Source organism: Clostridium lundense DSM 17049 (assembly GCF_000619945.1).
Lineage (GTDB): Bacteria > Bacillota > Clostridia > Clostridiales > Clostridiaceae > Clostridium_AO > Clostridium_AO lundense.
The window spans coordinates 209,529-235,598 of the sequence record NZ_JHVC01000006.1; the positions used below are offsets into that span (position 1 = coordinate 209,529).

The following is a 26,070-nucleotide window of genomic DNA, read 5'->3' on the forward strand; positions in this document are numbered from 1 at the left end:
ACCTTGGTTAAAGGTCTTTTAAAAAACCACTTTCGATGTATCAAATATCCGCCATACTTCATATCCCCATTTCAAAATTACTAATTTACATCAGTATAACACATTTTTTAAATGAATCGCTATCAATATTTTTATTACATACCTAGTCCAAATAATGTTACCATATTATATCAAATAAAAATACAATATTTACAGGTTAAATTTTTAATACATTGGAAATATTTGTCCAATTAAAATATAATGATATTATATACTATTATTTTATTTGAGGTGAATATGTTATGCCTTTTTATGGATTTGATGATTTGTTATTTTCTATTTTCCCTATAATATTCTTCATAATATTTGGCTTTATGGTTTTCTCCATGATAAAATCTTACGTAAAAAATTCTCAAGCTCCTATAATAACTGTAGAATCGAAAATAATAGGAAAAAGAACTAACGTCTCTCACCACACTCATAATGATGCTAATAATAATATATCCCATTCTACTTCTACTACCTATTACATCACATTTCAAACTGAACATGGTGAAAGACTAGAACTATCTTTAAGCGGACGAATGTATGGTTTGCTTGCTGAAGGAGATGTAGGTGATCTTACTTATCAAGGAGAATGGTTTAAAGATTTTAAAAGAAAAAACAATTCACAAAGCTTTAATAATAACTCCTATGAAGAAAATAAAGATTATAGGGAATACTAATAAAAAAATGCATACACTTTTTTAGAGTACAAATTACAGAGTATAGAGCACAAATAAGGAGTGATTTTATTGGATAGATTTGTTATAGTTTGCTTACTTAAAGGAGAAACTCTTAAATTTCATGAAAAATTAGTAGAAGATGTTTGTTATAAGTATAAAGTTAAAAGACAAAAACTGCCTGCTCATTTCACAATAAAGGCACCTTTTGAAACAAATAATATAGAAGAAATAGAAAAAGTTATAGAAAAATTTGTAGAGAGTAAAAATAAAGAAAAAATCTTAATAGATGGTTTTGATCATTTTAGAACAGATGTAGTATTTATGAAAGTTATTCCTTCTAATGACGCTCTAAAACTTCATGATGACTTTATTGATGAATTAAAAAAAATTCCTTGGCTTGGTTGGAAAAAACATGAGGGAAAGGGAAAAACCTTTCATTGCACCATAGTAACCCGAATTATGGAAGATAAATTTAATCCTATATGGGATTATGTGAATAATTATAATCCACAGTTTAATACCTATTTTGATAACATATCCATACTTAAATGGCAAGACTTTAGGTGGATAACTTATAGAGAGTATACTCTTAAATAAAAAAACAAGTTGAGAATTGAGAATTGAAAGTTATAGAAGCTTTTCTGGGAAGAAAGGCTTCTTTTTCTTTAATTATATTGCAACTTTTTTAGAGCACAGAGTATATTCTTCTCTCTTCACTATTCACTAAAAATCACTCTATTTTTCATCTATACTCTTTGATCTATTATCTATACTCTGAAAAAAATCACTCATATTTTTTCTATATCGTGAACCAAAAGTAATACTTACGTATCTATATAAGTGTTAAGATAATGATACATAATACCGCGGTATTAAATTTAGGAGGGTTTACATGGAATTACTAGAAGAAGTCAAATTAGCCCAAAAGGGACATAAAGATTCTTTTACAAAATTAATAAGATATTATGAAAGGTACTTTTATTCAGTGTCTAAATCTATTTTAGATAATGATGAAGACTGTGCAGATGCTATTCAGGAAACTATTTTAAACTGTTATAAAAACATATATTCTTTAAAAAATCCTGAATATTTTAAGGCATGGTTTACAAAAAGTCTTATAAATAATTGCTATAAAATACTTAAAAATAATAAAAAAATAGTCCCTTTAAATGAAATTTACGAAAAATCTTCAGATTGTAAGGATTACGAACTAATTGAAATAAAAGAAGTAATCAATTGTTTAGAAGATGATTTAAGATATATTACTCATTTATATTATTTTGATGATATTTCTATAAAAAATATTAGTAAAATTCTTCAAGTTCCTGAAGGTACAGTTAAATCTAGGCTTTCTAGAGCAAGAAATAAAATATTTAATAGTTTAAAATTAGATAGGGAGGGTGTATGCTATGAAAGAAGACTTAATGGATAAATTAATAAAAGATAAATTTGATAAATTTAAGGAAAATGATTTAAATAATATAGATATCCCAGCTATTTTTCATAACAAATTAGAAGATGCATTAGCTTCTTTGGAAGATATAAAACCTAAAAAGAAAAATAATATTAAAAAAGGAATGGTAGCTGCCTCAATAACATTAACTTGCTTAGCTGCTGTAGCTTTTTCTGTACCAACTTTAGCTAAAAATATTCCTGCTATAAATAATATTTTAAATGGAAAATCTGTATTTGATTCTAAAGAAAAGAATCCCTCTAACTTTGGATTAGATAATCCTAATTTAAAGGAATATACAAATGAAGTTAATCAATCTGTTAAAAGTAGTGGAATAACTATAACAGTAAAAGAAGCTACCTGTGATGGAAATAAAGTATTTTTAGGATATGTGATTCAAGGTGAAAAAGATATACCTATGGATTCTTGTGGAAAAGGCCCTGATATTTTCTCCGGACATGCTACTACCATAGATGGCAAGAGACCTACAAGCGGTGGTTATGATTTTAAAAAGATAGATAATAAAACTTATGTTATGAGAGAAGAAATTGATATCTCTCCTTCAAATTTAATACCTGATAAATTTAGACTTACCAGTAAATTTACATTGGTCTCTGGAATCAAAGGTGTGTGGGATTTTGACTTTATAGTATCTCAAGAAAGCTTTAAAAATAAATGTAAAACTCTCAATGTAAATAAGCACTATACTATAGACAACAATAAATTTACTATAGAAAAATTATCTTTAACTCCAGTAAGTTCTGTATTAAATATGACTGCTAAAAGAACAGGTTTAAATAACCTATTTAATAAAACAGATAATAACTTTTTTTACAATCACCAAATTTTAGTTACAAATGAGAAAGGTTATTGCTTAAAAATTCCAGCTTCTGGATCTAAAAGTGATAAAAATTATTCTGAAGCTCATATTGAATTTGTTCCTGAAGAAATTAATACTGCTAAATCCATTAATATAAAAGTATTAAAAAAATCAATAGATTTTATGGAACCCAAACATTGTAAAGTTAAATATGGAGTTCCTATAAAAAATACATCTTTGCCTAAGAAAATAACTACAGAAAAGTTTGGAAGCATTACCATAAATAAAATTGATATGACTGATAATAAACTCACTTTTAAGCTTAAACTTGAAGGAGATTACTCACCTTTATTATTAGAAAACATTTGGTTATGGAACAATAAAAAAGGGTTTAATGAAGAAAGTGCCTATAGAATTTTTTCTTTCAATAAAAAATTTGTAGATGGAGAATATATACTTGAAGAAAATATTGGCAAGGACTTTGTTTCTGACTATAAAGATCTTACAATAGTAATATCTGATCCAAGCGAATATTATGAACCTTTAAAGGGATATGAAACTAAAATAAATATAAAATAAAAAAAGGTTGAAGAGGTACATATTATTAGTACTTCTTCAACCTTTTAATATTAATTTTCATATCTATTATTATCTATAGATGCTGATTTTAACAAATTTAAGCTTTTAATTTGACTATTTATTTCTCCTACAATAGCTTCCCTAAAGTGATTTAAATCTTCCTCTTTTAAATTAGGTATTTTTTTAATAAGCATTTCATCAAATAATTTTCTTTTTTCTTCTGCTGATTCAGGAATAAATTTAAACTGTTGCTCAACTGCAAAATAGATGCTTTTAGCAATATTATAAGTTTTATTATATTGTTCTAGTCCTATTTTTTCTATTAGTTCTTCTCTTTTCTTATTTAAATAATCCACACTTATAGTAATTAAATAAGTAATAGTTAATCCTAATATGGACAATATAGATTTTATAACTATATCTACAACTCCATTTATTAATGTACTACTCATAAAAATTCCCCCTTAAATTAAGTCCTTATATCCTTTTGTTCTTGTAAAAAGCCTTATGTGATTTCCTTCCTTTTCATCATCTTGAAGGGATATATAGTTATACTTATCTAAATGAATTATAAGTCTCCCCTTTTCTGGAACACTCTCTATATATCCAAGTCCATTAGTTCCTTTCCATGTAATATAACAATTATCTGGAATACTATGATCTATAGGAGGAATAGTTACATCTTTTTCGTTATTAGAATTTTTTATATCTACTATATGCCCTGTTATTCCCTTTATAATTGCAGCTGCTAAATTATATTTATTATAGATTTGGCAATCAGATTTGCTATCACAGAAAAAGCTTTCAATAAGTATTGCAGGCATACTTGTATATCTAAGAACATACAAATCATTTCTATATTTTGCTCCTCTATTTCTATAGCCTAACTTAGATATCTCATCACATATCCTATCTGCATAAACCTTTCCACTACTACTGATATACTCTACTTCGCAGCCATTAGCTTCTCCATTAAAAGCATTTAAATGTAATGATACAAATAAATCTGCTTTATAGTAGTTTGCCATATTAACTCTATAAGCTAAACTTTGAATTAATGACAATTCTTTCTGCATAGGTGTCACATTATAAACTGTATGACCTAATTTTTTTAATCCTTCTACTACCAATGGCCCAAATTCCCTAACTGTAATTTCTTCATTTTTGCATCCTTCTGCTCCTCTGTCTTGCCCAGTTCCATGACCAAAATCTATTGCTATTTTCATCTAATCACCTTCTTTATTTAAATGTTATAATTGTACTGATTATTCCTAAAATAATAGCTCCAGCGATTGTTCGCCAGAGCCATTTTAAATTATCTTCTATTTCAGCTATGTCTTTTTCATTTTGACAAGCTTTAATATAAGCCATATCTGCCTTTTCTTTAGTACTATTATAACTATCTATTTTAGTTTCAATTCTTACTATTCTTTCTAAAATTTCTTGCTGTATATCTTTGTCCATATCTAACCTCCAGTACTTTAAAATTAGGCAAAATAAAAAGACCTACTAGGTCGATGCTTGATTTATTGTTATTTTGAGTTGTGTCGTAGTAGTTTTCTATTGTGTAATAAATTCTTCCCCTGTAATAGTTTTAAATTCTTCTTTGCTAATTACATTCCATTTTGTGGCTTCTTTTAAATCTTCTATTTTTAAATAACCACAACCATAAAATAAATTATAAAAATTAAACACTTTCTTCACCGCCTTGTAATTGATTTATTTTTATATTTAAAATATTAATTTGCTGTGCTAATTGAGATAACATAGCATCTTTTTTCTTATTTTCTATTGTTAAATTCGATAACATTTTTGTAAAAGTTTCTTTTTCAATATTATCTTGTTCTGTTTCTTTAATTCTAAATTTATCATAGATCATATTATCTATTGTTATTTCTTTTTGCTTATTCAATATTTCTTCAAAATTTTCTTCTGTTATAGCTGTAAACCCTTGTTCAAAAGGGGAAAAGGGTTGTAAAATAATTAAATCATTTATTTTTAAAATATAATATTTTGCATTTTCTATATTAGTCGAGTTATTAATAACAGTATTATTAAATTTTTCATCAAAACCATGTAAAGTATATTCTATTTGTATACTATTTATAAATGTATCCAATTCTTCTTTTGTACAATTTATTTCTATATCTTTATATAACATAACAACACTCCTTACTTAATTAGCTATCAAATACGATTTAAGAGAGCTTAAACCGTAAACATTATATTGAGGTAGCATTAATCTTTTGCATGGTGAATATTCCGATAAATATAATTTATTATTCAAAACAAAATGCCCTAATGCTCCTGAAAAATTATAAGGAAAATAATGTGTATACCATTCATTATTTATAAATTCAAATAAAGCACTTTTATTATAAGTAAAAAATCTATCTTTTACATAAAAAAACTGACTATATTGCATATCTAATGGAGGATTTTTAGAACTATAATCGTTACTTGTTGTATTATTTGAAAGATCAACTATATAAATGTCTGCAATATTATTTTGATATAAATATATTTTATTGTTATGATAAAACGGAACTCCATTTCTTGCATAGTTGCCTACAAATACCGGAAGTTCGGTAAAGGTATTATTTATAATATCATATTTATGGATTACTTCTCTAAAATTAGAAAAAACAACAAAATACAAATTTCTATCATTGTCATGTGTAAACCTTAATTGTGCAGTACCGAATGTTGTTTCATTAGAGCTTGATGTACCATCTGAAATATTATATTTCCATATTTTAAAACTTGAAATATCTTGATAATACATAACTACATAATCACCGATAATAGAAATAACTCGTGCAGATGTATTAAAATCACTAAAATTAGTTTTAAAATCGAATACATCTGTAAAAGCACCATTAATGTATTCTTTTAAAATATACTTTGAAACTACAAAAAGCCTATTGCCTTTATATACTAATCCTCCAAAACCAGTAACTGGTATTTGATCTGTATCGTCGAAATAAGGATTGATAAATTCAAATCTTAGTTTATCAGCTAAAGTATATCCTATAGTATCCATTAGCTCACCGCCTTTGTAATTGTTTTTAAATTATTAGTACTATCATAGTTTAGAGTTTTAGTTATTGTAGTTCCTCCAGCATTTTCTATAACACTTATAAGATTAGTATTACTGTCATAGTCTAGTGTTGTAGTTTTTACTATTGTAGTACCATCTTTCTCTATAACTTTTTTTAGCAATCCATTTTCCTCTATAAGTTCTGTAGTTCTCGTATCAATCTTTAATGTCAAAGCTTTTACTTTATTAATAGATTGATTATTCTGCCCTAACTTCATATTTTCAGCCAATTGCGTCTCAACTGAAGCTCCAGAATTTGTTTTTATCTCTGCTGCATTTAATACAACTGCACCTATTTTCCCATTTACAGATTTAACACTTCCAGCATTACTTTCAACTTCTTTCACTTTTTTATCTAATATATCAGCATTGTAATTAAGATCCTCAATGTTAACTGCATCATTTCCATCTGGTTTTCTTAATCCATAATTAGCTGTAAGTTTCATTTCTATCCCTCCTATTCATAGACTCTTATTTCATCCCATGTTTTATTTTTAATTTTATCCCATACTAAATTTAATTCCTTAATTTTATTCCAAACAGTGCATGTATACTGAAAATCATAATATAAATGGGATGGTTTTATTAAATTTAGCATGTCTTTAAACGCAGCTAGGTTTCTTGGAATTCCTTTTACACCTATAAATTTAACTATAAAATAATTGTTTTCCGCATGTTCTATTATTTCTACCTCTCCACCACTGAAAGTTTGAGCAACTTCTTTTATAAATTGCTTTGTAATGGTTCCTGTTCCTCTTTTTTTAGCTTTTAGAATCTCTCTTCTTTCTTCATAGGATTTATTTATATCTGTAGATAATGCATATTCTTCTTCCCATAGACTTAATCCCCAAGTGGCAGTATCTATAAAACATTGTTTAACTAAATCTTCTTTTTGCCAATTTAATAAGGCTAATTCATATCCTACTGCATTATTCCATACTTTAAATTCTTTTACCTGTCGTAAAGCTGGTGGTAAATATGCTAATAAATCTGGTCTATATAATTCAATTTCTTCTTCTGTTATTGCAAATTCATTTCCATACTGGTTAGTACCATACTTTATAGAGCCATACACTTATTACACCCCCTTTAGGTTATTCCAAGTTACGGAACCTTTTTTCATGTAGGTATCGTCGTGATTATGTTGAGCTGGTGGAAGTGATGTAGGTTTATTCCTAAGGCTATTATAATCCCCACTAAATGCAACATAATGAAGTCCTGTAATCATAGAGGATGGATGTGTTGATGGGTGTATATAGTTATTGGCATTATCTTGTATTGCTGCAAGTTTTCCCTTCTCTAATAGAGTATAATCTTCTGAAGAAAGATTTTTTCCCTGTATTTTATCAACTTTACTACTTAGTAAATTCATTATTGTTGCAGCAAAGTTAGGGTCATTTCCTAGTGCATCTGCAATTTCTTTAAAAGTATCTAAAGTTTCTGGTGCTGTACCTATTAAGTTATTTATCTTTTGTAATACTTCCTCTTTAGTAAATATATTATCTTTATCAGCTTTTTTTAATAATTCTGTATCTACATATGTTTTATCGGATTTACTTTTTTCAAGTAAGTTAGTGGTATTTTTCAAGTTCCTTACTTCTAAATCATTGAAATCTTTATATCTATCTATTTCTTTTTGAGTATTTGCAATGCTTTGTTGAACAATATTAATATCCTCTGCCTCAACTGTATCTCCTTGTGTTTCATAGGTAATATATACTTTAGATGTTTTAGAAAATATTTTTATTATCTTTTTCCATGGAGCATTACTTGGAGTTGATAGTATAAAATTTTCTATTTTTTCACCTGTTAGCTTTGATGCTGTAAAAACTCTTACACTAGAACTAATTACATTGTCATGTTTAAGTTCTTCCTCATATATTCCATCTGTTAAAGTAACTTCTTCTTCAATGCTGTAAGTATTGCCATTTATCTTATCTAACTTATCATTAAATTTATCTATTTCTTTGGGATACATTATCTACACCTCCAAAGTTATATGTCTTAATACAGGTATTTCTTCATCTTCAAGTCCTATATTTTTTATATCACCATTAATTTTAAAATTCATATAATCTAAAACCCCTGGTACATTTAAAAGTAAATTACTTGATTTTGCATAACTTACATAGGTATCATTAAAGGCTATTTCTTTAAACAAATTGTTGATTTTACATATAAATTCTTCTTGAACCTGTGCTATATTGTAATTATTAGCTAATGTTATACTTGCACTTATGTCGATAGCTTTTTCCTTTGCCCCTATAACAGTAACTTTCGCTCCTATAGGTCTATTTTTTTCTATATATTCATAGGCTTTTTTAATTAAATTTTCCGTTGGTGCTTTCTTGTTTTCATCTACAATAACTATCTTTACTGTTCCATTCCCACTCCAAAGTGGAAATACTTTTGCTCCTCCAACTCCTGGTACCTCTAAAGCCCATTGTTTATAATGATTGTCATTTCCAGATGTAACTGGTTTTTGTATCTTGCTAAAATATCTGTCTGCTAAACTATTATCATCTTCTATATCAGTTCCCCCTTCTGTGGAAGCTTCATTTGTTACTTTTGCAACTCCTAAAATTTGAACTGGAAGTTCTTTAATAGTGTTAGCTGCTACTACATATATAGACCCTACTTCTAACGCCTGTATAGGAATAATTGCTTCTCCATTAGTAATAGTTCCATCCTTTAAAGTTTTAAATTGTAATCCTAATTCAGTTTGCACTATGGTTCCTGCTGGAATATAAGTATCATCAATCCCCATAAAGGTTTCTTTTCCTAAGGCATAGGTTCCTGTTTTTCTAGAAATGCCGCTTTCCAAGGCTCTCATTTCTATTTCCTCACTATATCCATTTTTGATAGCACTTTTTATAAAAACTCTATTTAATATTTCATCTAGTTTAGTTTTAACCTGTGCTAATTCCTGACTTATAGGAGAAAAAACATCATAAAAAAAAGAACCTTGTGATTTATTTAGATCATTTGGAACTTTATTAAGCATTCTATTTCTTATTTCTTCATCGGATTCTTTATACAAATATATTCACCTCCTAGTAACAACAGTTCTAGCAATTATGTGCTAGAGCTGTTGTAAATAATATTGTACTCTTGTCTAATCAGCCTTATATACTTGCCTACATTACTTCAATTTCTATTTGATACAATTTTAATTGAAATCTATTGTTCTTAAATTCATATATTTACAAATATTTTTTTATAAATGGATTAGATTTTAAACTCCTGCTGCGTTTTTTAAAATTTAATCCTCTATAGCCTTTCTATAATCTTTGTTAGTTACATTCATAAATTACATTTAGTATTTGGGTTTAACCCTTTATTAACTATCCTCTCTGCACATATTATCAGTATTATTTCATTCACAATTATAAAATACTTCCATTCAAATTTTCATCTACTTGAGACAGTAATTGATTTTCTAAAATTATTTTCATTGTAACCATAAGATAAATCTAAAAAACTTATTTTTTTAGGTCTTAATCCTTCTTGAAAATCTCCTTCTCTTTCTTCAAAAGTTCCATTTAACACTTTACCTGTTGCCTTATCAAAAATTATTCTTTTTCCTATCTTCAAAGATACTTCTCCTATTCTATGGCTATATAAAATATATCCGCTATATTCATAGTTGAACCACCTTTAGACTTATTAGTAAAATCTGCTTTATAATAAAACCCATTTTCATTTATATATATAAGTAGATCTCCAAAAGTAGCTCTGTCTTCCATACATAAATCCTTTATCTGCCTATATTGCCTACCTCCATCAAAAGAAGTAAAACCATTTCTAAACCAAAATTGTGATGCAACATCTTTCCATGCTATAATTATATATGATGGAACAAATGCCAAGCCAGTAACTCTACCAACCTCTTGCCCATCTCTAATATTTTGAGTTTTTTCTAAACTTCCACGTACCCACCTTTTTCCTGTACTAATCTGTCCTATTTTATTTGCCAATACTGAAAATGTATCCGTAGGACTTGCAGATACACCTTTGGCAGTTACAGCATTAGCAACTGCTTTTTTACCATCATTGGCAAATTGAAAAGCCTCGTCAGCTCTCTTTTTAGCACTATTAACTGTATTTTGTACTGTACTTACATTTGCTGATACAGTAGATATTTGTGAATTAAGGCATTTATCATTCTCAATTAATTTATCTAACCTTTTATTAAATTCTTCTGCATGTCCTTTTGTACTAGTAGTAAATTTTTCTATACTTTCGTTAAACATTTATACACCTCCTAAAATTCATCATCAATTTCAAATATCATTTCCATGTCTGCATCTTTATATTTATTGCCAAAAGTTTTTATAGCTACTATATCTCCATCTGCATCAACTAATCCCATTTCATTTATATTTTTATCAGCAATTTCATTTTTAAGCAGTTTACATGAATATCTACAAGTAGTAGATACAGGATAGCTATGTCCATCTATGGGTTTTCTTAACAGTTCATGTTTTAAACTATTATCTGAACTATTTGGAGGTACAACTTTACCATCTTTGCCAATACCTCCATCTCCGAAAACCATATGAGTAATTTTAGATAAGACCTTATCGCCTGCTCTAGCCTTCACCATTTTTTCTCTTGCTTTATTTGTTGTTACTGCATTTGCCATATTATAATTCCTCCCTTTTTATTTCTGAATTTAGTATTTTCGTACCATCTAAATTGTACTTTCCGTTTAAAAACCATAAGTTTTTTTCTATTGTCAGTGTGTTCTTTGTAAAACTTTCATTTTGTTTTATTTTAAAATTAATCTTACTTTTAACTACTGTATTATTAAAAGAGTTTGAAGAAAATTTATTAACTAAAAAAGAGCTTTTAAAAAGCTCCGTAGTGTTTAAGTTTTCTTTAATAAAAAATCCTAATATTGATTTAAAATATTCTGATGTAATTATATTAAAGATATTATTTGCTTTTACGGTAATAGGGTCTTTAGGATAGTTTTTATAACCATCTAAACTATATTGTCCATTTAATAACCAGCCACCATCTAAAAGTAATGGCACATTACCTCTAAAATTTAAAAATAATCTATTAACTACTTCACCTTCAAATTTCTCTTTATTTTTTAATAACATTACTGTAAATATAAAAAAATAAACTAAATGTGCCGGCTTAATTTCTTCTATTAATTTACTTAATCCTTTTGTATATGAATCAATATTACATCTTATAGCAAACATATATTTATTGAAATAATATATAATATCAGATCCATTATCTTTAGTGTAACTTTTTATTATTTCTCTAAGTTTATTCTTAGTAATCATATTGGTTGATGAAAATTTAGTTATAATTAATTCTCTTCGAAGTTCTAATGGCTTATCTCTATTATTGATGCCACAAAATTTCTCCCAAAAATCAATTCCCCATGTACAAGTTTCAGGAAATAACTGTCTTTCTAAATCACTTGTATCTACATTTAATTTATCTAATTCACTTCCTATAATTTTAAGGTTATAATCAAAAGTTTTATCTTGTAAAATAAAAGATGGTATATAAGTAGTTAGATTATTATAGCTACTCATATATCACCTATATAATAACTTCAGCTTTAAAACCTTTAATTAATATAACCCCAGTATTACTAATCTTATTAATTAGAAAGCGAATATTGATTCCCCATTTATCAGCAGTTTTTATATTATTTTCAAAAACATATTCCTTACCACTTTTAACTGCATTGGTAGCTTCCTCCCATGTTGGAACTAAATCATATGCATTATTAGTTACTTCCACTTTAATCTCATTTCCATCAATACCATTCCATTCCGGTGTAATTAATATACTTTTTCCTTGTCTATCTATATCAATTACTTTACTTAATTGTATCTGGATTGATTTTTCATTCTTAGTAAAAGTATATTGACGTATTACTATATTGCCTTTGTCATGCACTTTTATTGTTATTGTATGCTGTCCATTTTCTAATTTGTAGAAAGTAGAATCTTGAACTGCTACTGTATATTCAATATTTTTTACTACATCAAATTTACGAAGGATTAAATCATCTAATCGTTCTTCTACTGTAAAAGTATTAGCTTCTGGATTGTCACAGGTCATTGTATATTTAACCCCAAAGGAGCTATTTTTAAGCCCTATATCTTCATTCTTACCGCTAATTACTGGTGCAATGTATATCTTATTAAATGCACACATTCTCGTAGCTTTGTTGCCTGCACTATCCTCTACTTCAATCTTTATTGTATGCTGTCCATCTGTAAGTGAATAGAATATTTTGTCAGGTATAGTACACTTATATTCTGTATTTTTATTAGCTGTAAATGTTTTTAAATTAATCCCATCTATCATTTCCATCACTGTAAAACTTGTATCATCTGTATCATTTATACTATATTTAATATCAAATGGAGAATATTTATTACCTATATTGCTATCTTTTCCACTTATAATAGGTGGCATATTAACAGGCCCTTTCTTAACCCACCAGAAGCCAACTTTTGTGCCGTCATCTGGATATGTTCCATTTTCCGCTATAATAGTTTCTACATAAGTCCCTCTTTCTTCCCTAGAACTTCTGCGTGCCCTTTCACGATAAGCATTAATAGTTAAATTATTAAGTCTTGTATCTCCTAATATTCTTATAAAAATAATATATCTTTCATTAAATTCATTAAAATATTGGGTATATACTCCTTGATCATTTTCTCCCTCTACAACAGAAATTGTTATAGGTGAAAGACCTTGAAAGTTGAATTTACCATCTTGAAAATTATAACTAGCATATCCATTTGTAGAATATGAATCAGAAATATTTTGTACATCAAATATATCTCTTGTAATTGGTGGATACCACTCTCCATAATACGTTTGAATTGTATATTTTTCGTATCTCATCAACACTTTATACCACCCTCTTTCGGAGCATAAATTCCATGTTTAAGAATTACATTATCTAGACTAGCAAAGCTTTGTATAACTACTATTTTATTTAATGCACTTGGCACTGTAGCATTACTGTCTTCTCTATAATCTATATTTCCTAAAATAGGTTTACTCTCATCATCCATAAATACATTTCTAATGTCTTCATTTAATAAAATATATGAATAATCTTTTACATATTTAGTGTTTGTTATAATTGATTCAATGTCTTTCAACTTTATTACAGTACCTGGTAAACATTCAACGAAATAATTATTAATGTTTTCTTCGATATTTTTCATAGCAATATCCATATTGTCACTAGTTAAATTAACTATGCTTATATTTGCAGCTCTTAATACGGAAGTAGCAATTGTTACACTAGCCCCTATTGGTGCCTTACCTTCTCCTTCGCCACTTTCAGGATCTATATATTTTTTTACTTTGTTAAGTAAAGCATTATCTATAGGTTCTCCATTTTTACCATATAGCACTACCCTTACAGTTCCTGGCCCATTCCAAAGAGGAATTACTTTAGCATTTTTAACTCCTTGAATTTCTTTAGCCCAATTTATATAGTCTTGCTTATTTCCACAAGCTGGTGGAGATTGTGCTTTTTGAAGTAACCTATTACGTAAACTTTCATCATCTTCCTTTTCACTACCACCTTCTACAGCAGTAGCATTATAAACCTTGCTTATACCTAAGATTTGTACTGGTAATACTGTTATTGTATTTTCTGGTACTCTGTATAGTTCTCCTTCTTCAACCGCTTCTATGTTAGTAACTACTGTTCCTTCATATACAGTTGCATCATCTAATGTAGAATATTGTAAGCCATTTACGGTTTGAACTAAAGTTCCTTTTGGAATCAAAGTTCCATCTATACCTTCAAATATAAATTTTGTGCATTTTGCCTTTTTACCTTTTTTTCTAAACACTCCATGTAGAGCTGCTAACTTTTCTAAAAATTCTCCATATGAAGTCTGTGGAAAAGCTTTTTCTAAAATATCTTCAAGATTTCTTTTGTTTTCTGCTAATTCTATACTTACAGCAGAAAGATTATCATAAAAAAAAGAACCTTCTCCTTTAAATAAATCATTAGGTAATTTATTTAACATACGTTCTAATATTATCTGTTCATTTTCACTATACATTTATATTCACCTCTCCATATATAGTGTCTACTACACAATTAATGGTTACTTTAACACCATCAACTTCTACAAGTATATTATTAACAGCTATTATATATTGATTAACAATCAAGCATTCTTCCAGATATCTCTTACCTTCACTTTGTAGCACTTTTTTACTAAATGTTTGTCCTATCAAATTCTCAAATTCATGCCCATAATCCCAAGAATATGCCAAATATCTAAATCTAGGAGTATTCAAAGCTTTATAAATCCATACCTTCAATGCTTCTTTTCCTTCTAAAACTTTCATTTTACCATTTTCATATATAAATTTATTTTCTTCAAAATCCCAAGCATATTCCTTAAATAAAGGCAAAATATTTTCTTCAGAACTTTTTATAATATTATCTATATCTAAATTTATTTCTGGTAATATACTCATAGTGTCACCACCCTTGCAAGTATTATATAAATTTGTCTATCCTGTGTAGAGAGCATAGCTATTTTATCATCTTTTTTTAGCCCATCTTTATATATTATTTCTCCCTCTTTTATGCCTACTTCACTTACAGAATGCTCTCCTGCTGTACCTTCTGCCCTAGAACGAGGAATTGTAATTTTTCTTTTATACTCATTTACTAAATAATCAGCTACAATAAAATTATTTTTAGTAAGCTGCAAATTTCCTACTTCTACTATTAAAGGATTACTAGATATAACTTTACCAATTTCAATAGAAGGAGGGTTATAAGCCGCTCCTTTCTCCTTCATAATATTTACTAATTCAACGAATGGATCCTGCATGCCTACCCCTCCTTTATATCCATTTTATTTTCATAATTTAATGTAAGATTCATTGTATATTTTCCTGTAGCAACCTCCCAAGTATGAGTATCGGCATCTATATAAAGAATATTGGTTTGTAAATTGTCTAAATAAAATATTTTAGTATTTACTGCATATCCCGTTCTACAGCTCCAGTTACCTATAGATTCAATGCTTACATCTCTATCTACTCCATGGAGCATAGTTTTAGCCATAGCATATGGACTTTTTCCATCTTCCTTTTGACAGGTTCTTTGCAATATTCCAAAATAAGAAAATAACTTTGAATCTTCAACTTTACCTATAAATTTTCCATTATCATCATATATCATTACTCTATTTACCATACTTGACATAGTATCTTTATATTCAAGTCCTAAAACAGTATTTGTTTCACTATCATTTCTAGTACTATTTATTACAAAGTCAGTTACAACTGCTCCTTTTTCTATTACACTTATTTTTGTATCATCTGCAACAAGCATATACTTCTTTCCATTTTGTTTATATATTTCTGTATATATTCCCATAATAGCTTCATAAGCACTTTGATCTGATATAAGTCTTGTTATTGGAATATTTATATTAGGTATTCTATTAAAATTAATTCCTAAATCCTTTATTATTTTCTCCACAGCTTTAGATGCAGGCATTTTATTAAAATTATAAGTAACTGTATTTTGAAGCAAATAAATAAGATAGTCAAAAGCAGTAAATTGTATTTCTTGACTAGAAGAACTTAAACTTCTATCAAAAACTATACCCGAAAAGATTTTTTCTCCATTTAAAGTTACCCAAACCTTTGTGCCTGGATTGATTTGGGTTGTCTCATGATTTCTATCAAATATGCTGTAAAGCAAACTAACTTCTAATCTTCTAGAACATTGCTCCTTATCTCCTGATATTGAAACTGATTTGCAAAATGGCGTTATATCTGTAATATACTTTTTATTGTATTCCGCATAAATTTTAATCATAAATAAAGAACCGTCCCTATTTTCATGTTTCTAGGATTTTTAATACCATTTTTTCTCCCTAAATAATCAGCTTTATTACCATCTCCATAAAAAGATTTTGCAATTTTCCATAGACTATCTCCTTGTTTTACTACATACACTTTTGGGGTATATTTATTAACCATTCTTTTATTTGCATTGTCCATTCCACCATTTACAGCTTTCACTAATGGATTTATTCTTTTAAATTCTTTAAATTCAATAGTAAAATATACATCTCCAGTACCATCTTTTTCACCATATGTGAAATTTTCAATATAAAATATTTTATTTATATCTGTATCAGTTATAATAAACCTTACTTGCCCTTTTTCCATAATTTCTTTTATAAGAGCTATACACTCATATGGTTTAGGAAAAGTGTGATATTGACAAAAATCATAATCTTGATTGGGTAAAAAACTCCTTAAAGTAATTGTATCAAGTCTTCTCTTACCCAAAAGACTTACTTCTCCAATATCTTCTACAACAACTGTAGTATTAGAGTTTCCAGCTGATATCTCAAAACTTTCAGGTGGTACTGGAAATTGAAAACTAATATTATCTTGCTTTATCCAAAATTCCATGTATCTACCTCCTGTTATACCATATTAATGCTAGTGGTTTTTAATTTTCTAGCTAAAGCATTAGCTATTCTATCAATATCAGCATCTTCTCTAATAACTATTGTATCCGCCAGCTTTGGTATAGAAACATTATTTCCCATCATATTTCTTGATGTTCTACTATCAAATACCTGTGCTCCACTTGGAAGATCTATAAGCTCAGGACCATTTTCACCAACCCAAGTCATTCCGCCATTCCAATAACTTGTACCTAATGCATTTTTACCAACTTTACCTTTAGGATTACTTGTACTACTATTATCTTCGCCTTTTCCTGTTACCTTAGCAACGATATCTATAACCCCTTGTATTGGATTTGATAAAAAGCCTGTTACAGCATCCCATACCTCCAGTACTATTCCTAAAAGCTTCCCTATAACTCCAATCACTTTTTCAACAACTGGACTTATACTATCTATAGCTTTTTTTATAACACTAACAGTTGGTTCTAATTTATCTCTTATTCCTCCCCAATTTTCAGTCCATGCTTTATAAAGAAGTACTACTATTCCTATAATAAGTGATATAACTCCTACTATTGGATTGGTTAATACCATAGAAAATACCTGACCTACTGACTTAATAATCCCCTTACATGCTATTTTACTAATATCTCTTATTTGTTTAAACCCAGTTCCTACATTTTTAAAATACCTTTTAAAAATATTTCCTGATGCATTAATTTGACTATTATTACTTCCCGAATTTAAAACTCTTCCAATATTTAATCTAGTGTTTTGCATAGTACCTCTTGCTGCCTGTAAACCATTAGTTGTTGTCCTTGATGCCCCACTATATCTCTGTCCTATATTGTTTACAATTCCCTGAGTAACTTTATTAGGATTTCCTTTTATTTTTCCTCCATTGTTAACTTTAACCCCAGGCATATTCTTCAGTTGACTTCCATTTATTCCCATAGCTTTAAGTTGATCCTTTACTTCATTTGCTTTTCCTGCATTTACTTTCATTATAGTATCCATAACTTCTGAAAAACTTTTACCTGTGGCTGCAGAAGTATCCGCTGCTGCTGCTACAACTTTTTTATAATCTAATCCTGCGTTTTTAGCTTGTATAATACCTTTCATTAATTCTTCTTCTGAAACAGATGAATTCTGATTACTAATCCATTTTATAGCTTTTTTACTTTGATTTTTACTACCTAAGGAATAAGTCAGCATTTCTCTATTTCCCTCATCATTTTTGGCTGATCCAATGGTATTATCATATACAGTCTTAGTATTCTCTACTATGTCTTTATATTTATCTTCATCTTCTTTTTCTTCTTTTAATTCACTTACTTTATTTTTTATGTCAATGGTAACTTCACTATTTTCTTTTAATTCTTTAATTTTTTTTATAACTTCTTGTATCTTATCAATAGTTGCATCCATATTATGATTTATTTTTGTTTCTATTTTAATTGATGAAAGTTCATTTAACTTGTCTTTCACTCTATCTATTTCATCTCTGAATATAGATGTTATATCAATAATTTGCTTCATTGCTTCCAAATATGAGCTATTATCTAATTTTAATTTTACATTTAGTTCTCTGTTCAAAATCTCACCTCACTTTATTAAGTGATATAATTATTTTTATATTATAGTTACTGGGAATATTGCCACTTCTTTATCTTTTAAATCATTAATGTCTTTATATCTTTCATCTTGTTCTTGTATGACAAAAGATTTTAGTATAAGCTTATCGCCAATATCCATATTCCAATAATCTGATGGTTTGATTATTCTCTTTGTTTTCCAAAGGTAATACATTATTTTAACTTCCCCATCAGATTCTATAAGTTTTTTACTGCTTCAACTACACCTTTACCAAAACCACTTAAATCATTTATCTCTTTATAAAGCGCTGAGATTTCTCCCGGCTTATCATTAAACATAATTTCTAATAGTTCATTAGGAGTATGTGCTTTAAAATGTTCCATAAGCTCCTTTGATTTTAAATTTGGTTCTTTTATTCCTTCTAGCACTGTTAATAACTGTATCTTATTTGTATCTATATTATTTATTTCATCATCCTCTAAAGATATACAACTTTCTTGAATAGAGTTATATACAGACATTGGAACTGCCTGCAATGTAAATATTATTTCTTCTCCAAAAGCATCACTTAAACTTTTAATTTTAACCTTTCTTGTTGGCCTTTTTATTTTACTTATATCTGATTTTAATAATAAATCTACAACATTTTTATTCATATTAGTTCCTCCTCATATTTATGTGATGGCTACCTGCCCTAATGCTTTACATAAGGACAGATACGCCTCTAAATAATTTCTTTTAAACTAAGTTATCCATAGGATAAAAATAGAACCAGGTTACATTTCTGGTTCTATCCAATCATATATTTCATAATCTGAAAAAGTAAATGGCATACTATCTTCTATTATTTTCTTAGCTTCCCAACCTGCCAATTTAATTTCATCAAAAATAGCATCCTTTATTACTATTCTTTCTGCACCTAAACTATCTGGGTCTGATAATTTTGACATTATTGTACAAACTACCATTCTGCCTTCCTTTATTGAATCGGCTAATTTTTTTATCATTCTTGAATTAACCTTTTGCATTTTTAGTGTTCCTTTTCCTTCGAATCCTGTAACTTTATATTTTTTTCCCATAGATTTGCACATTTTTACTTCTTCTTTTGTTAAGGTTACCTTTGCTTCTAATCCTATAACCTCTCCGATATATTCACCATCTATCCAACATTCACCGTGAGTTCCTGATATTGTTTTTTGAGCATCATAAGCCATATTATATTACCTCCTTAAATAGAAACATTTATATTAAAATCTTCCATAGCATCTGTCCATTTCAAATTTGTTGCTATGAATACTTTATCTTTTGTATTAGCTTCTTTTATTTCTTGCTGCTTCATCTCATCTACATCTATTCCTATAGATTTCAAATAAAACTTTTGAGCATATACATCTACGAAAACCTTATTATAGTCTGTAGATGAGTTATCTAATAATCTTTCTAAAGCCAACTGATCATTATAAGCTTGTATAGCAGTTATAAGCAAAATTTTATTATCATAAGTATTAGCATATTTTCCTAAGTAATTATCTTCTACAGTTCGCTTTATATCATCATGCCACATGTCATTCTTATCAACTATTAATATCTTTTTAAAGTCTTCTCCCTTATCTCTAGTTGTAGTAGTCAAACTATTCACAGCTCTTCCTACTTTTACTTTTTCTCCATCATTTATTAATATGAATTTTCCTGAATCGATAGCTTTATCAAATTCCTCCTTAGTTAAATGAGGCACATCTTCAACCTCAGGTAATGCAAAATAAGTAGCACTCATGGTTAAAGGCATACCAGCCAGTAACCCTGCTATTCTTGAACAATACTGTGCAGCAGTATATATATTATTTCTAACCTTTATTTCATCTGTATCAAAATTAATTATTCCCTCATTATCTGCATTAGTATGAGGTAAAACTGCTTTCACTTTTATATCTTTGTTATCTCTAAGTCCTTTAATCCAAGCAACTATTTTAATAGAGTCTTCTTCAGATACATTTGGTAATGCTAAATAGTCCCATTTTACAGTTTCTAAGTAATCTTGAGCTTCTTTGTAATCTGCTGACTCAACAGGCAAAACATATACTATAACTTTCTTTGGAGCTTTAACTCCTCCTAAGAAGGCTAATTCTATTTGCTCCTTATTTTCAGCAGATAGCTCTACTGGAATATCTTTGATATCTGTAATAGTGATATCCTTTTTATTTAATTTAGCATTATCTTTAATTATTAAGGCAACTACTCCTCTTTCTCCGCGTTGAATAGCACTATTAGCCTTTGATTTAAAAATTATATTTATATTGGGTAATCCCATTAAACTTCACTCTCCCTTATATTTATTTCTTTCATTTTATCTACATTTTTATAGATTCTATTCCACTCATCTTCTCTAAATCCAATTTTACTTAAGCTAAGTTGTAAAAATATATCTTTATCTTTTGTATAATCTACATCCATACCTAAGATATTGATTATTTCATCTCCTACTTTTATAAATAAAGTTGAAAAGAGTTTTTTCAGTTTTTCTATAACATTTATTTGTTCTAGTTTTTTAGGGTTATTATTGCTATCTAAACTAGAAAAATAAACTATTTGAATTAGAGTTCTATCTTCATATGTCCATCTATTTCTATCTTCCTGTGTATTACTTATAATGTAAATAAAAAAAGAAGGTCTTATTATACCTTCATTTAAATCTTCAATACATGCTGGATATTGAAATTCATCATATATTTTTTTTGATATTGTTGTAAGCAGTTCCTTCATACATTCACCTACTATCCAAGTTCATTTAACAAACTTGCCATCCAATTGTCTAATTCTTCTAAAATCATGGGTTCTGAAGCTTGCAATCCCTTTTCAATGAAATGTTGTCCAAGTATAAATTTATACTCCTTAGTAGAATCATCATAAATAATATAGCCATTATTAATTTTTTTACCATTATCCATGTCAACTAATATTTCAATTGAGTTACTATCTAAAACTTTGCTAACTATATTGACGTCTTTTCCATAATATAACGCAAATTTTTTAATATTTTCTTCTACTATATCATTTAGTTTTCTTAATTCTAATATTTTTTCTTCAAAACTTATTTTTCTTAAATGTGTTTTTAAATCTTCTTCCCATAACTTTAGATCTTCTGTTTGAAAAAAATCGTACATAAAATTTAACTCCTCTTTTTAATCTAAGTTAAACTTTCTTATAAACATTCAATTTAACCACCTCCCTATAAAATAAATCTCTAGCATTATAATAAACAGTATTACTAGAAATTTAATGTAAAAATAAAAGCACCTGCTTTTTGCTAAGTGCTTTTGTTTTTTTATAATCTTTTACAATACTATAATAACACAGATTTTATGGCTTTTTGTCTTATCTTAGTCTCACTTTTGTCTTATCTATTTTAATATGCCAATTAACCTAGCCATATGGCTTACTAAATTATCTTTCTTCCTATAAGCTGTAGCTCTAGACATATTAAAAATAATAGATATCTCTTCTACAGATTTATTATCCCCATATTTATATCTTAAAAGTTTTCTATCATCTTCTTCTAATAAATTTATATTGTAGTCAATATCTCCTATAATCACTTCTATTTCTCTTATTCTAGTATGTAACTTTAATATCTTTTGCTTTTTATATACTAATTCCTTTTCTAATTTTTCTATAGCTCTTATTGCTTCTTTTTCTGCATAGCTTGTACTATCAAATGAATTTTGTACCTTTTCTCCATAACTTATACTTTTAATTCCACCTTCTAAAGTAATATTAGTATTTTGAATATCTTCTTCTATATCTTCTTTTTGTTTCCATAGAATCACTACTTGATTTTTAAATTTTTCTATAGTTTTTATATGATAATAATATCTGCATAATATTTTTTCAGTTCTTTTTAAAATTTCCTTATCCATAAATTATTCCCCCTTACCTGTAATATTGATTATTTCATTAAAAATCCTTTGTAATTGTAATTTAGATTTCAATTTCATCCCTCCATATAAACTTAAAAATATAAGTAAGTTTCAAAACTATAGTAAACTTTAAGTTGACTAAATTGTTAAAAAACTCCCTCCTAAATGAAATTTTCATATACTTTCAATAATTTATCTTTATCTCCATTTATATAATTCAATCAAGTAAACTTCCCGTTGTCCTCATATTTTTTATTATAGTCAACTTTTAGTTGACAGTCAACATTTTTAAGTGTTTTATTTAAAAATAATATTCGTTAAGTTGACACCAATTTTAAAAAGTAAACATTTAGTTTATAATATATACTAAATAGGTGGTGATATTATGGATGAATTAAAAGATAAGCTAAAAGAAGAAAGATTAAATAAGGGATTAAGTCAACCTGAATTAGCAAAGATAATGAATGTCTCAAAGCAAACCATATCTAACTGGGAAAATGGTAATAGAATACCAGATGTATTAACATTAAAAAAATTAGCAGACTTTTTTAATGTTTCTACAGATTATCTTCTTTGCAGAACTGATCAACCACAAGGAATAATACAAAAAGCCACTATAAATGGAAATGAAATTGAATTAGAATTAGATAGAACAGTTTTTCCTAATGGATTAACTTATAAAGAAATATTAGAAAAATTAGAAGCTCTTGAAAAACTTGAAAAGGCTGGTTTTAAATTTAATCCTGATACATATAATGAATAACTAAAAATGGTACTATACTAAAATAGCATAGTGCCATTTTTTTATTTTTAAATCTTTATACTTTTAAATTTCATATGGAATGTAATTATATAAAAAATATTTTAACATTTTTTATAATTATGTTATAATTAAATTAGTTACAGAACATATGTTCGAGTATAATTGAAGGAGATGTATTATATGGATCTAAATGGCATATTCTCCATAAAGATAAATGGTTCTATTGTATACATAAATAATTCATTAAATGCAAATAAAAGTTCTTCTAACAAATCTGAAGATATTAAATCAAATAAAGATACCAATAAATAGTTATTTGTAAAAATATAAATCCTATCTAGTTATAATTTTATTTAACCAGATAGGATTTAAAATTATTTTTAACACCTAATATAAAACATTTCGATCTTCCTATTCCCCCATTTTACTACATTTAAATGAGGTTATATTCTATTTTCTTTTAGTAACTTCTATAAATTATGATACCATGTATTGTAATTTGACACCATTAGCTTCATAAATATGTTACTCTAATTAACGAAATAGCATATCCTAATATGATAATTTCCTCCTAATAATAAATTATTTCAATAATCTATATGGAATTTACTTCAATATTATTATATAATATATTATGTTTTAAGTATTTATAGAAGGGAAAGGGATAATTACCTATGACTTTGTATGATGAAACCAATATAAATATAATAAAAGAAGATTTAAGATATTTGAAATTATTAAGCACTAAATATCCTACCATTTCTTCTGCTAGTGCAGAAATTATAAATTTACAGGCTATTTTAAATTTACCAAAGGGGACAGAACACTTTATAAGCGATATTCATGGAGAATATGAATCCTTTACTCATATGCTTAAAAATGCTTCTGGCGTAATAAAAAGAAAATTAGATGATATATTTGGTACATCCCTTATGGAAAAAGATAAGGCTAGCCTAGCTACTTTAATTTACTATCCAGAAGAAAAATTAGAAATACTAAAAGAAGAAGAACAAGATTTAGAAGAATGGTATAAAGTTACTTTGTATAGATTAATTCAAGTATGCAAATCTGTATCTTCAAAATATACACGCTCTAAAGTTAGAAAGGCGTTGCCTAAAGATTTTGCATATATTATTGAAGAATTACTAAATGAACAAGCAGATAGAATTAATAAACAAGAATATTATACTGGAATTATTAATACTATAATAGATATCGAATGTGCTAATTCCTTTATAATTGCTTTATCAAAAGTAATTCAAAGACTTGTAGTTGATAGACTTCACATTATTGGTGATATTTATGATAGAGGTCCTGGTGCTGAAATAATTATGGATGCCCTTATGGATCACCATTCTATTGATATTCAGTGGGGTAACCATGATATCCTATGGATGGGAGCAGCTTCTGGTTCAAAGACTTGTGTAGCTAATGTACTAAGAATATGTTTAAGATATGCAAACTTAGCTACTGTTGAAGATGGATATGGTATAAACCTTTTACCTTTAGCTAGCTTTGCTATGGGTACATACGCTAATGATCCTTGTAGTGGTTTTATACCTAGAACTTTAGATAAAAAGTTAAGTGATTCAGATATGTCTTTATTTGCAAAAATGCATAAGGCTATATCAATTATACAATTTAAATTAGAAGGACAAAAAATATTAAGACATCCTGAATTCAAAATGGATTATATGCTTCTTTTAGATAAAATAAATTTCGAAAAGAACACTGTAATAGTTAATGGCAAAGAATATAAATTAAATGATACTAATTTTCCTACAATAGATCCAAAAAATCCATTTAAATTAACCAAAGAAGAAGATGCTATTATTAGTAAAATTACAAACTCATTTATAAATAGTGAAAAACTTCAAAAGCATATTAGATTTATGTACAGCAAAGGAAGCTTGTATTTAGTTTATAATTCAAATTTACTTTTCCATGGCTGTATACCATTAACTGAGGATGGCTCCTTCAAAGCACTGCAAATAGAAGGAACTAGCTATAAAGGGAAATCACTTTTAGATATTTTTGAACGCTATGCAAGAGAAGCTTACTTCTATAAAAATGACTTAACTATAAAAAATTATGCTATGGATATGATGTGGTATCTATGGTGTGGACCTTATTCTCCTTTATTCGGAAAAGAAAGAATAACTACATTTGAAAGATACTTCATTGATGAAAAAGAAACTCATAAAGAAAATAGAAATGCTTATTATAAATTAAGAGATGAAGAAGAACTTTCTAATAGGATATTTGAAGAATTTAATTTAGATTCTCAAACCTCTCACATAATAAATGGACATATACCAGTGAAAACAAAAGATGGCGAAAGCCCTATAAAAGCTAATGGTAAGCTACTAGTTATAGATGGCGGATTCTGTAGAGCTTATCAACCTGAAACTGGAATTGCAGGATATACCTTAATTTATAATTCATATGGTTTTTTACTATCATCTCATGAGCCTTTTGAATCAACAAAAAAAGCCATAGAAGAAGAACAAGATATTCTTTCCTCAACAGTTATATTAGAACATGTTGCTACAAGACAAAGAGTAGAGGATACAGATATAGGAAAAGAATTAAAAACACAAATTAAAGATTTAGAAAAATTACTTGTAGCTTATAGAAAAGGCTTAATTGATGAAAGAGAAAATGTTTAAAAAAAG

General features: G+C 27.7%; 35 protein-coding genes. 7 read left to right on the forward strand and 28 right to left on the reverse strand.

Going from position 1 to position 26,070, the window contains the following annotated elements; genetic code table 11:
• Positions 1-281 precede the first annotated feature (281 nt).
• The 4 genes from T514_RS24210 to T514_RS0108395 all read left to right on the forward strand — a co-directional run bounded on the left by T514_RS24210 (position 282) and on the right by T514_RS0108395 (position 3,556).
• A complete protein-coding gene (locus T514_RS24210) occupies positions 282-704 on the forward strand; it encodes a DUF2500 domain-containing protein (protein WP_051541946.1) in 423 nt (140 codons plus the stop codon).
• A 60-nt stretch (positions 705-764) separates the two neighbouring features.
• A complete protein-coding gene (locus T514_RS0108385) occupies positions 765-1,301 on the forward strand; it encodes a 2'-5' RNA ligase family protein (RefSeq protein WP_242850573.1) in 537 nt (178 codons plus the stop codon).
• Positions 1,302-1,596: 295 nt separating this feature from the next.
• Positions 1,597-2,136 carry a sigma-70 family RNA polymerase sigma factor gene (locus T514_RS0108390; RefSeq protein WP_027624372.1) on the forward strand — a complete coding sequence of 180 codons (540 nt, stop codon included), beginning with the start codon at positions 1,597-1,599 and terminating at the stop codon, positions 2,134-2,136.
• Positions 2,114-3,556: a DUF4179 domain-containing protein gene (locus T514_RS0108395; protein WP_027624373.1), complete on the forward strand. Its 1,443-nt coding sequence runs from the start codon at positions 2,114-2,116 to the stop codon at positions 3,554-3,556. The genes T514_RS0108390 and T514_RS0108395 overlap by 23 nt, the downstream gene beginning before the upstream one ends.
• A 50-nt stretch (positions 3,557-3,606) precedes the next feature.
• On the opposite strand, the gene T514_RS0108400 is transcribed toward T514_RS0108395, so the two are convergent.
• The 28 genes from T514_RS0108400 to T514_RS0108535 form a co-directional block, all read right to left on the reverse strand.
• Complete coding sequence (locus T514_RS0108400) at positions 3,607-4,008, reverse strand: hypothetical protein (RefSeq protein ID WP_034868567.1); 402 nt, start codon at positions 4,006-4,008, stop codon at positions 3,607-3,609.
• Between the two features lie 12 nt (positions 4,009-4,020).
• On the reverse strand, positions 4,021-4,782 hold the full coding sequence (locus tag T514_RS24215; protein WP_051541947.1) for an N-acetylmuramoyl-L-alanine amidase: 762 nt from the start codon (positions 4,780-4,782) through the stop codon (positions 4,021-4,023).
• A gap of 13 nt (positions 4,783-4,795) precedes the next feature.
• On the reverse strand, positions 4,796-5,020 hold the full coding sequence (locus tag T514_RS0108410) for a hemolysin XhlA family protein (RefSeq protein WP_027624375.1): 225 nt from the start codon (positions 5,018-5,020) through the stop codon (positions 4,796-4,798).
• 96 nt (positions 5,021-5,116) lie between these two features.
• Entirely contained in the window at positions 5,117-5,251 is a 135-nt protein-coding gene (locus tag T514_RS26075; RefSeq protein WP_169735811.1) for an XkdX family protein, read from the reverse strand.
• Positions 5,244-5,717: a hypothetical protein gene (locus T514_RS0108420; RefSeq protein ID WP_027624376.1), complete on the reverse strand. Its 474-nt coding sequence runs from the start codon at positions 5,715-5,717 to the stop codon at positions 5,244-5,246. The genes T514_RS26075 and T514_RS0108420 overlap by 8 nt, the downstream gene beginning before the upstream one ends.
• Before the next feature lie 15 nt (positions 5,718-5,732).
• Complete coding sequence (locus T514_RS0108425) at positions 5,733-6,599, reverse strand: hypothetical protein (RefSeq protein ID WP_027624377.1); 867 nt, start codon at positions 6,597-6,599, stop codon at positions 5,733-5,735.
• On the reverse strand, positions 6,599-7,102 hold the full coding sequence (locus T514_RS0108430) for a hypothetical protein (RefSeq protein WP_027624378.1): 504 nt from the start codon (positions 7,100-7,102) through the stop codon (positions 6,599-6,601). Before T514_RS0108430 ends, T514_RS0108425 begins: the two co-directional genes overlap by 1 nt.
• An 11-nt stretch (positions 7,103-7,113) precedes the next feature.
• Positions 7,114-7,731 carry a YmfQ family protein gene (locus T514_RS0108435; protein WP_027624379.1) on the reverse strand — a complete coding sequence of 206 codons (618 nt, stop codon included), beginning with the start codon at positions 7,729-7,731 and terminating at the stop codon, positions 7,114-7,116.
• A 3-nt stretch (positions 7,732-7,734) separates the two neighbouring features.
• The gene (locus tag T514_RS27150) at positions 7,735-8,634 is read right to left on the reverse strand and encodes a hypothetical protein (RefSeq protein WP_207640926.1); all 900 of its coding nucleotides are present in this window, start codon (positions 8,632-8,634) and stop codon (positions 7,735-7,737) included.
• A gap of 3 nt (positions 8,635-8,637) precedes the next feature.
• Positions 8,638-9,696, reverse strand: a complete 1,059-nt coding sequence (locus T514_RS0108445) for a baseplate J/gp47 family protein (RefSeq protein ID WP_027624380.1) — start codon at positions 9,694-9,696, stop codon at positions 8,638-8,640.
• 371 nt (positions 9,697-10,067) lie between these two features.
• Positions 10,068-10,250 (reverse strand): hypothetical protein, encoded by a 183-nt coding sequence (locus tag T514_RS24225; protein WP_034868569.1) that lies wholly within the window; start codon positions 10,248-10,250, stop codon positions 10,068-10,070.
• Positions 10,251-10,261: 11 nt separating this feature from the next.
• Positions 10,262-10,909, reverse strand: a complete 648-nt coding sequence (locus T514_RS0108455) for a hypothetical protein (protein ID WP_027624381.1) — start codon at positions 10,907-10,909, stop codon at positions 10,262-10,264.
• A gap of 11 nt (positions 10,910-10,920) precedes the next feature.
• On the reverse strand, positions 10,921-11,301 hold the full coding sequence (locus T514_RS0108460; protein ID WP_027624382.1) for a phage tail-collar fiber domain-containing protein: 381 nt from the start codon (positions 11,299-11,301) through the stop codon (positions 10,921-10,923).
• A gap of 1 nt (position 11,302) precedes the next feature.
• A complete protein-coding gene (locus tag T514_RS0108465) occupies positions 11,303-12,217 on the reverse strand; it encodes a putative phage tail protein (protein ID WP_027624383.1) in 915 nt (304 codons plus the stop codon).
• Between the two features lie 7 nt (positions 12,218-12,224).
• A complete protein-coding gene (locus tag T514_RS0108470) occupies positions 12,225-13,547 on the reverse strand; it encodes an Ig-like domain-containing protein (protein ID WP_027624384.1) in 1,323 nt (440 codons plus the stop codon).
• Positions 13,547-14,731, reverse strand: coding sequence for a baseplate J/gp47 family protein (locus tag T514_RS0108475; protein WP_027624385.1), 1,185 nt, complete (start codon positions 14,729-14,731; stop codon positions 13,547-13,549). Before T514_RS0108475 ends, T514_RS0108470 begins: the two co-directional genes overlap by 1 nt.
• A complete protein-coding gene (locus T514_RS0108480) occupies positions 14,724-15,155 on the reverse strand; it encodes a DUF2634 domain-containing protein (RefSeq protein WP_027624386.1) in 432 nt (143 codons plus the stop codon). Before T514_RS0108480 ends, T514_RS0108475 begins: the two co-directional genes overlap by 8 nt.
• Positions 15,152-15,517 carry a DUF2577 domain-containing protein gene (locus T514_RS0108485; RefSeq protein ID WP_027624387.1) on the reverse strand — a complete coding sequence of 122 codons (366 nt, stop codon included), beginning with the start codon at positions 15,515-15,517 and terminating at the stop codon, positions 15,152-15,154. The genes T514_RS0108480 and T514_RS0108485 overlap by 4 nt, the downstream gene beginning before the upstream one ends.
• A gap of 2 nt (positions 15,518-15,519) precedes the next feature.
• Complete coding sequence (locus T514_RS0108490) at positions 15,520-16,515, reverse strand: XkdQ/YqbQ family protein (RefSeq protein WP_027624388.1); 996 nt, start codon at positions 16,513-16,515, stop codon at positions 15,520-15,522.
• Positions 16,512-17,120 carry a LysM peptidoglycan-binding domain-containing protein gene (locus tag T514_RS0108495; RefSeq protein WP_027624389.1) on the reverse strand — a complete coding sequence of 203 codons (609 nt, stop codon included), beginning with the start codon at positions 17,118-17,120 and terminating at the stop codon, positions 16,512-16,514. Before T514_RS0108495 ends, T514_RS0108490 begins: the two co-directional genes overlap by 4 nt.
• A 14-nt stretch (positions 17,121-17,134) precedes the next feature.
• A complete protein-coding gene (locus T514_RS0108500; RefSeq protein WP_027624390.1) occupies positions 17,135-18,718 on the reverse strand; it encodes a hypothetical protein in 1,584 nt (527 codons plus the stop codon).
• Positions 18,719-18,754: 36 nt separating this feature from the next.
• Positions 18,755-18,931 (reverse strand): hypothetical protein, encoded by a 177-nt coding sequence (locus tag T514_RS26545; protein ID WP_156939848.1) that lies wholly within the window; start codon positions 18,929-18,931, stop codon positions 18,755-18,757.
• Positions 18,932-18,954: 23 nt separating this feature from the next.
• Positions 18,955-19,374, reverse strand: a complete 420-nt coding sequence (locus T514_RS24230; protein ID WP_034868573.1) for a phage tail assembly chaperone — start codon at positions 19,372-19,374, stop codon at positions 18,955-18,957.
• Between the two features lie 120 nt (positions 19,375-19,494).
• Positions 19,495-19,932: a phage tail tube protein gene (locus T514_RS0108515; RefSeq protein WP_027624391.1), complete on the reverse strand. Its 438-nt coding sequence runs from the start codon at positions 19,930-19,932 to the stop codon at positions 19,495-19,497.
• A 14-nt stretch (positions 19,933-19,946) separates the two neighbouring features.
• Complete coding sequence (locus tag T514_RS0108520; RefSeq protein ID WP_027624392.1) at positions 19,947-21,026, reverse strand: phage tail sheath subtilisin-like domain-containing protein; 1,080 nt, start codon at positions 21,024-21,026, stop codon at positions 19,947-19,949.
• Entirely contained in the window at positions 21,026-21,478 is a 453-nt protein-coding gene (locus tag T514_RS0108525; RefSeq protein ID WP_027624393.1) for a phage tail terminator family protein, read from the reverse strand. Before T514_RS0108525 ends, T514_RS0108520 begins: the two co-directional genes overlap by 1 nt.
• Before the next feature lie 11 nt (positions 21,479-21,489).
• Positions 21,490-21,879 (reverse strand): hypothetical protein, encoded by a 390-nt coding sequence (locus T514_RS0108530; protein ID WP_027624394.1) that lies wholly within the window; start codon positions 21,877-21,879, stop codon positions 21,490-21,492.
• Between the two features lie 237 nt (positions 21,880-22,116).
• Positions 22,117-22,632, reverse strand: coding sequence for a hypothetical protein (locus T514_RS0108535; protein WP_027624395.1), 516 nt, complete (start codon positions 22,630-22,632; stop codon positions 22,117-22,119).
• 385 nt (positions 22,633-23,017) lie between these two features.
• Here T514_RS0108535 and T514_RS0108540 point away from each other — a divergent pair, with 385 nt between their 5' ends.
• From T514_RS0108540 to T514_RS0108550, 3 genes are all read left to right on the forward strand, one after another.
• The gene (locus T514_RS0108540) at positions 23,018-23,395 is read left to right on the forward strand and encodes a helix-turn-helix domain-containing protein (RefSeq protein ID WP_027624396.1); all 378 of its coding nucleotides are present in this window, start codon (positions 23,018-23,020) and stop codon (positions 23,393-23,395) included.
• A 180-nt stretch (positions 23,396-23,575) separates the two neighbouring features.
• The gene (locus T514_RS27520; RefSeq protein ID WP_278246517.1) at positions 23,576-23,707 is read left to right on the forward strand and encodes a hypothetical protein; all 132 of its coding nucleotides are present in this window, start codon (positions 23,576-23,578) and stop codon (positions 23,705-23,707) included.
• Between the two features lie 362 nt (positions 23,708-24,069).
• The gene (locus tag T514_RS0108550) at positions 24,070-26,064 is read left to right on the forward strand and encodes a fructose-bisphosphatase class III (protein ID WP_027624397.1); all 1,995 of its coding nucleotides are present in this window, start codon (positions 24,070-24,072) and stop codon (positions 26,062-26,064) included.
• The last annotated feature ends 6 nt before the right edge of the window (positions 26,065-26,070 follow it).

What these genes read in the sequence shown, in the direction of transcription:
- T514_RS24210 (WP_051541946.1), top strand. Translation starts at nt 282, where the DNA reads ATGCCTTTTTATGGATTTGATGATTTGTTATTTTCTATTTTCCCTATA.
- T514_RS0108390 (WP_027624372.1), top strand. Translation starts at nt 1,597, where the DNA reads ATGGAATTACTAGAAGAAGTCAAATTAGCCCAAAAGGGACATAAAGAT.
- T514_RS0108395 (WP_027624373.1), top strand. Translation starts at nt 2,114, where the DNA reads ATGAAAGAAGACTTAATGGATAAATTAATAAAAGATAAATTTGATAAA.
- T514_RS0108400 (WP_034868567.1), bottom strand. Translation starts at nt 4,008, where the DNA reads ATGAGTAGTACATTAATAAATGGAGTTGTAGATATAGTTATAAAATCT.
- T514_RS24215 (WP_051541947.1), bottom strand. Translation starts at nt 4,782, where the DNA reads ATGAAAATAGCAATAGATTTTGGTCATGGAACTGGGCAAGACAGAGGA.
- T514_RS0108410 (WP_027624375.1), bottom strand. Translation starts at nt 5,020, where the DNA reads ATGGACAAAGATATACAGCAAGAAATTTTAGAAAGAATAGTAAGAATT.
- T514_RS0108420 (WP_027624376.1), bottom strand. Translation starts at nt 5,717, where the DNA reads ATGTTATATAAAGATATAGAAATAAATTGTACAAAAGAAGAATTGGAT.
- T514_RS0108425 (WP_027624377.1), bottom strand. Translation starts at nt 6,599, where the DNA reads ATGGATACTATAGGATATACTTTAGCTGATAAACTAAGATTTGAATTT.
- T514_RS0108430 (WP_027624378.1), bottom strand. Translation starts at nt 7,102, where the DNA reads ATGAAACTTACAGCTAATTATGGATTAAGAAAACCAGATGGAAATGAT.
- T514_RS27150 (WP_207640926.1), bottom strand. Translation starts at nt 8,634, where the DNA reads ATGTATCCCAAAGAAATAGATAAATTTAATGATAAGTTAGATAAGATA.
- T514_RS0108455 (WP_027624381.1), bottom strand. Translation starts at nt 10,909, where the DNA reads ATGTTTAACGAAAGTATAGAAAAATTTACTACTAGTACAAAAGGACAT.
- T514_RS0108460 (WP_027624382.1), bottom strand. Translation starts at nt 11,301, where the DNA reads ATGGCAAATGCAGTAACAACAAATAAAGCAAGAGAAAAAATGGTGAAG.
- T514_RS0108465 (WP_027624383.1), bottom strand. Translation starts at nt 12,217, where the DNA reads ATGAGTAGCTATAATAATCTAACTACTTATATACCATCTTTTATTTTA.
- T514_RS0108470 (WP_027624384.1), bottom strand. Translation starts at nt 13,547, where the DNA reads ATGAGATACGAAAAATATACAATTCAAACGTATTATGGAGAGTGGTAT.
- T514_RS0108475 (WP_027624385.1), bottom strand. Translation starts at nt 14,731, where the DNA reads ATGTATAGTGAAAATGAACAGATAATATTAGAACGTATGTTAAATAAA.
- T514_RS0108480 (WP_027624386.1), bottom strand. Translation starts at nt 15,155, where the DNA reads ATGAGTATATTACCAGAAATAAATTTAGATATAGATAATATTATAAAA.
- T514_RS0108485 (WP_027624387.1), bottom strand. Translation starts at nt 15,517, where the DNA reads ATGCAGGATCCATTCGTTGAATTAGTAAATATTATGAAGGAGAAAGGA.
- T514_RS0108490 (WP_027624388.1), bottom strand. Translation starts at nt 16,515, where the DNA reads ATGATTAAAATTTATGCGGAATACAATAAAAAGTATATTACAGATATA.
- T514_RS0108495 (WP_027624389.1), bottom strand. Translation starts at nt 17,120, where the DNA reads ATGGAATTTTGGATAAAGCAAGATAATATTAGTTTTCAATTTCCAGTA.
- T514_RS26545 (WP_156939848.1), bottom strand. Translation starts at nt 18,931, where the DNA reads ATGTATTACCTTTGGAAAACAAAGAGAATAATCAAACCATCAGATTAT.
- T514_RS24230 (WP_034868573.1), bottom strand. Translation starts at nt 19,374, where the DNA reads ATGAATAAAAATGTTGTAGATTTATTATTAAAATCAGATATAAGTAAA.
- T514_RS0108515 (WP_027624391.1), bottom strand. Translation starts at nt 19,932, where the DNA reads ATGGCTTATGATGCTCAAAAAACAATATCAGGAACTCACGGTGAATGT.
- T514_RS0108520 (WP_027624392.1), bottom strand. Translation starts at nt 21,026, where the DNA reads ATGGGATTACCCAATATAAATATAATTTTTAAATCAAAGGCTAATAGT.
- T514_RS0108525 (WP_027624393.1), bottom strand. Translation starts at nt 21,478, where the DNA reads ATGAAGGAACTGCTTACAACAATATCAAAAAAAATATATGATGAATTT.
- T514_RS0108530 (WP_027624394.1), bottom strand. Translation starts at nt 21,879, where the DNA reads ATGTACGATTTTTTTCAAACAGAAGATCTAAAGTTATGGGAAGAAGAT.
- T514_RS0108535 (WP_027624395.1), bottom strand. Translation starts at nt 22,632, where the DNA reads ATGGATAAGGAAATTTTAAAAAGAACTGAAAAAATATTATGCAGATAT.
- T514_RS0108540 (WP_027624396.1), top strand. Translation starts at nt 23,018, where the DNA reads ATGGATGAATTAAAAGATAAGCTAAAAGAAGAAAGATTAAATAAGGGA.
- T514_RS27520 (WP_278246517.1), top strand. Translation starts at nt 23,576, where the DNA reads ATGGATCTAAATGGCATATTCTCCATAAAGATAAATGGTTCTATTGTA.
- T514_RS0108550 (WP_027624397.1), top strand. Translation starts at nt 24,070, where the DNA reads ATGACTTTGTATGATGAAACCAATATAAATATAATAAAAGAAGATTTA.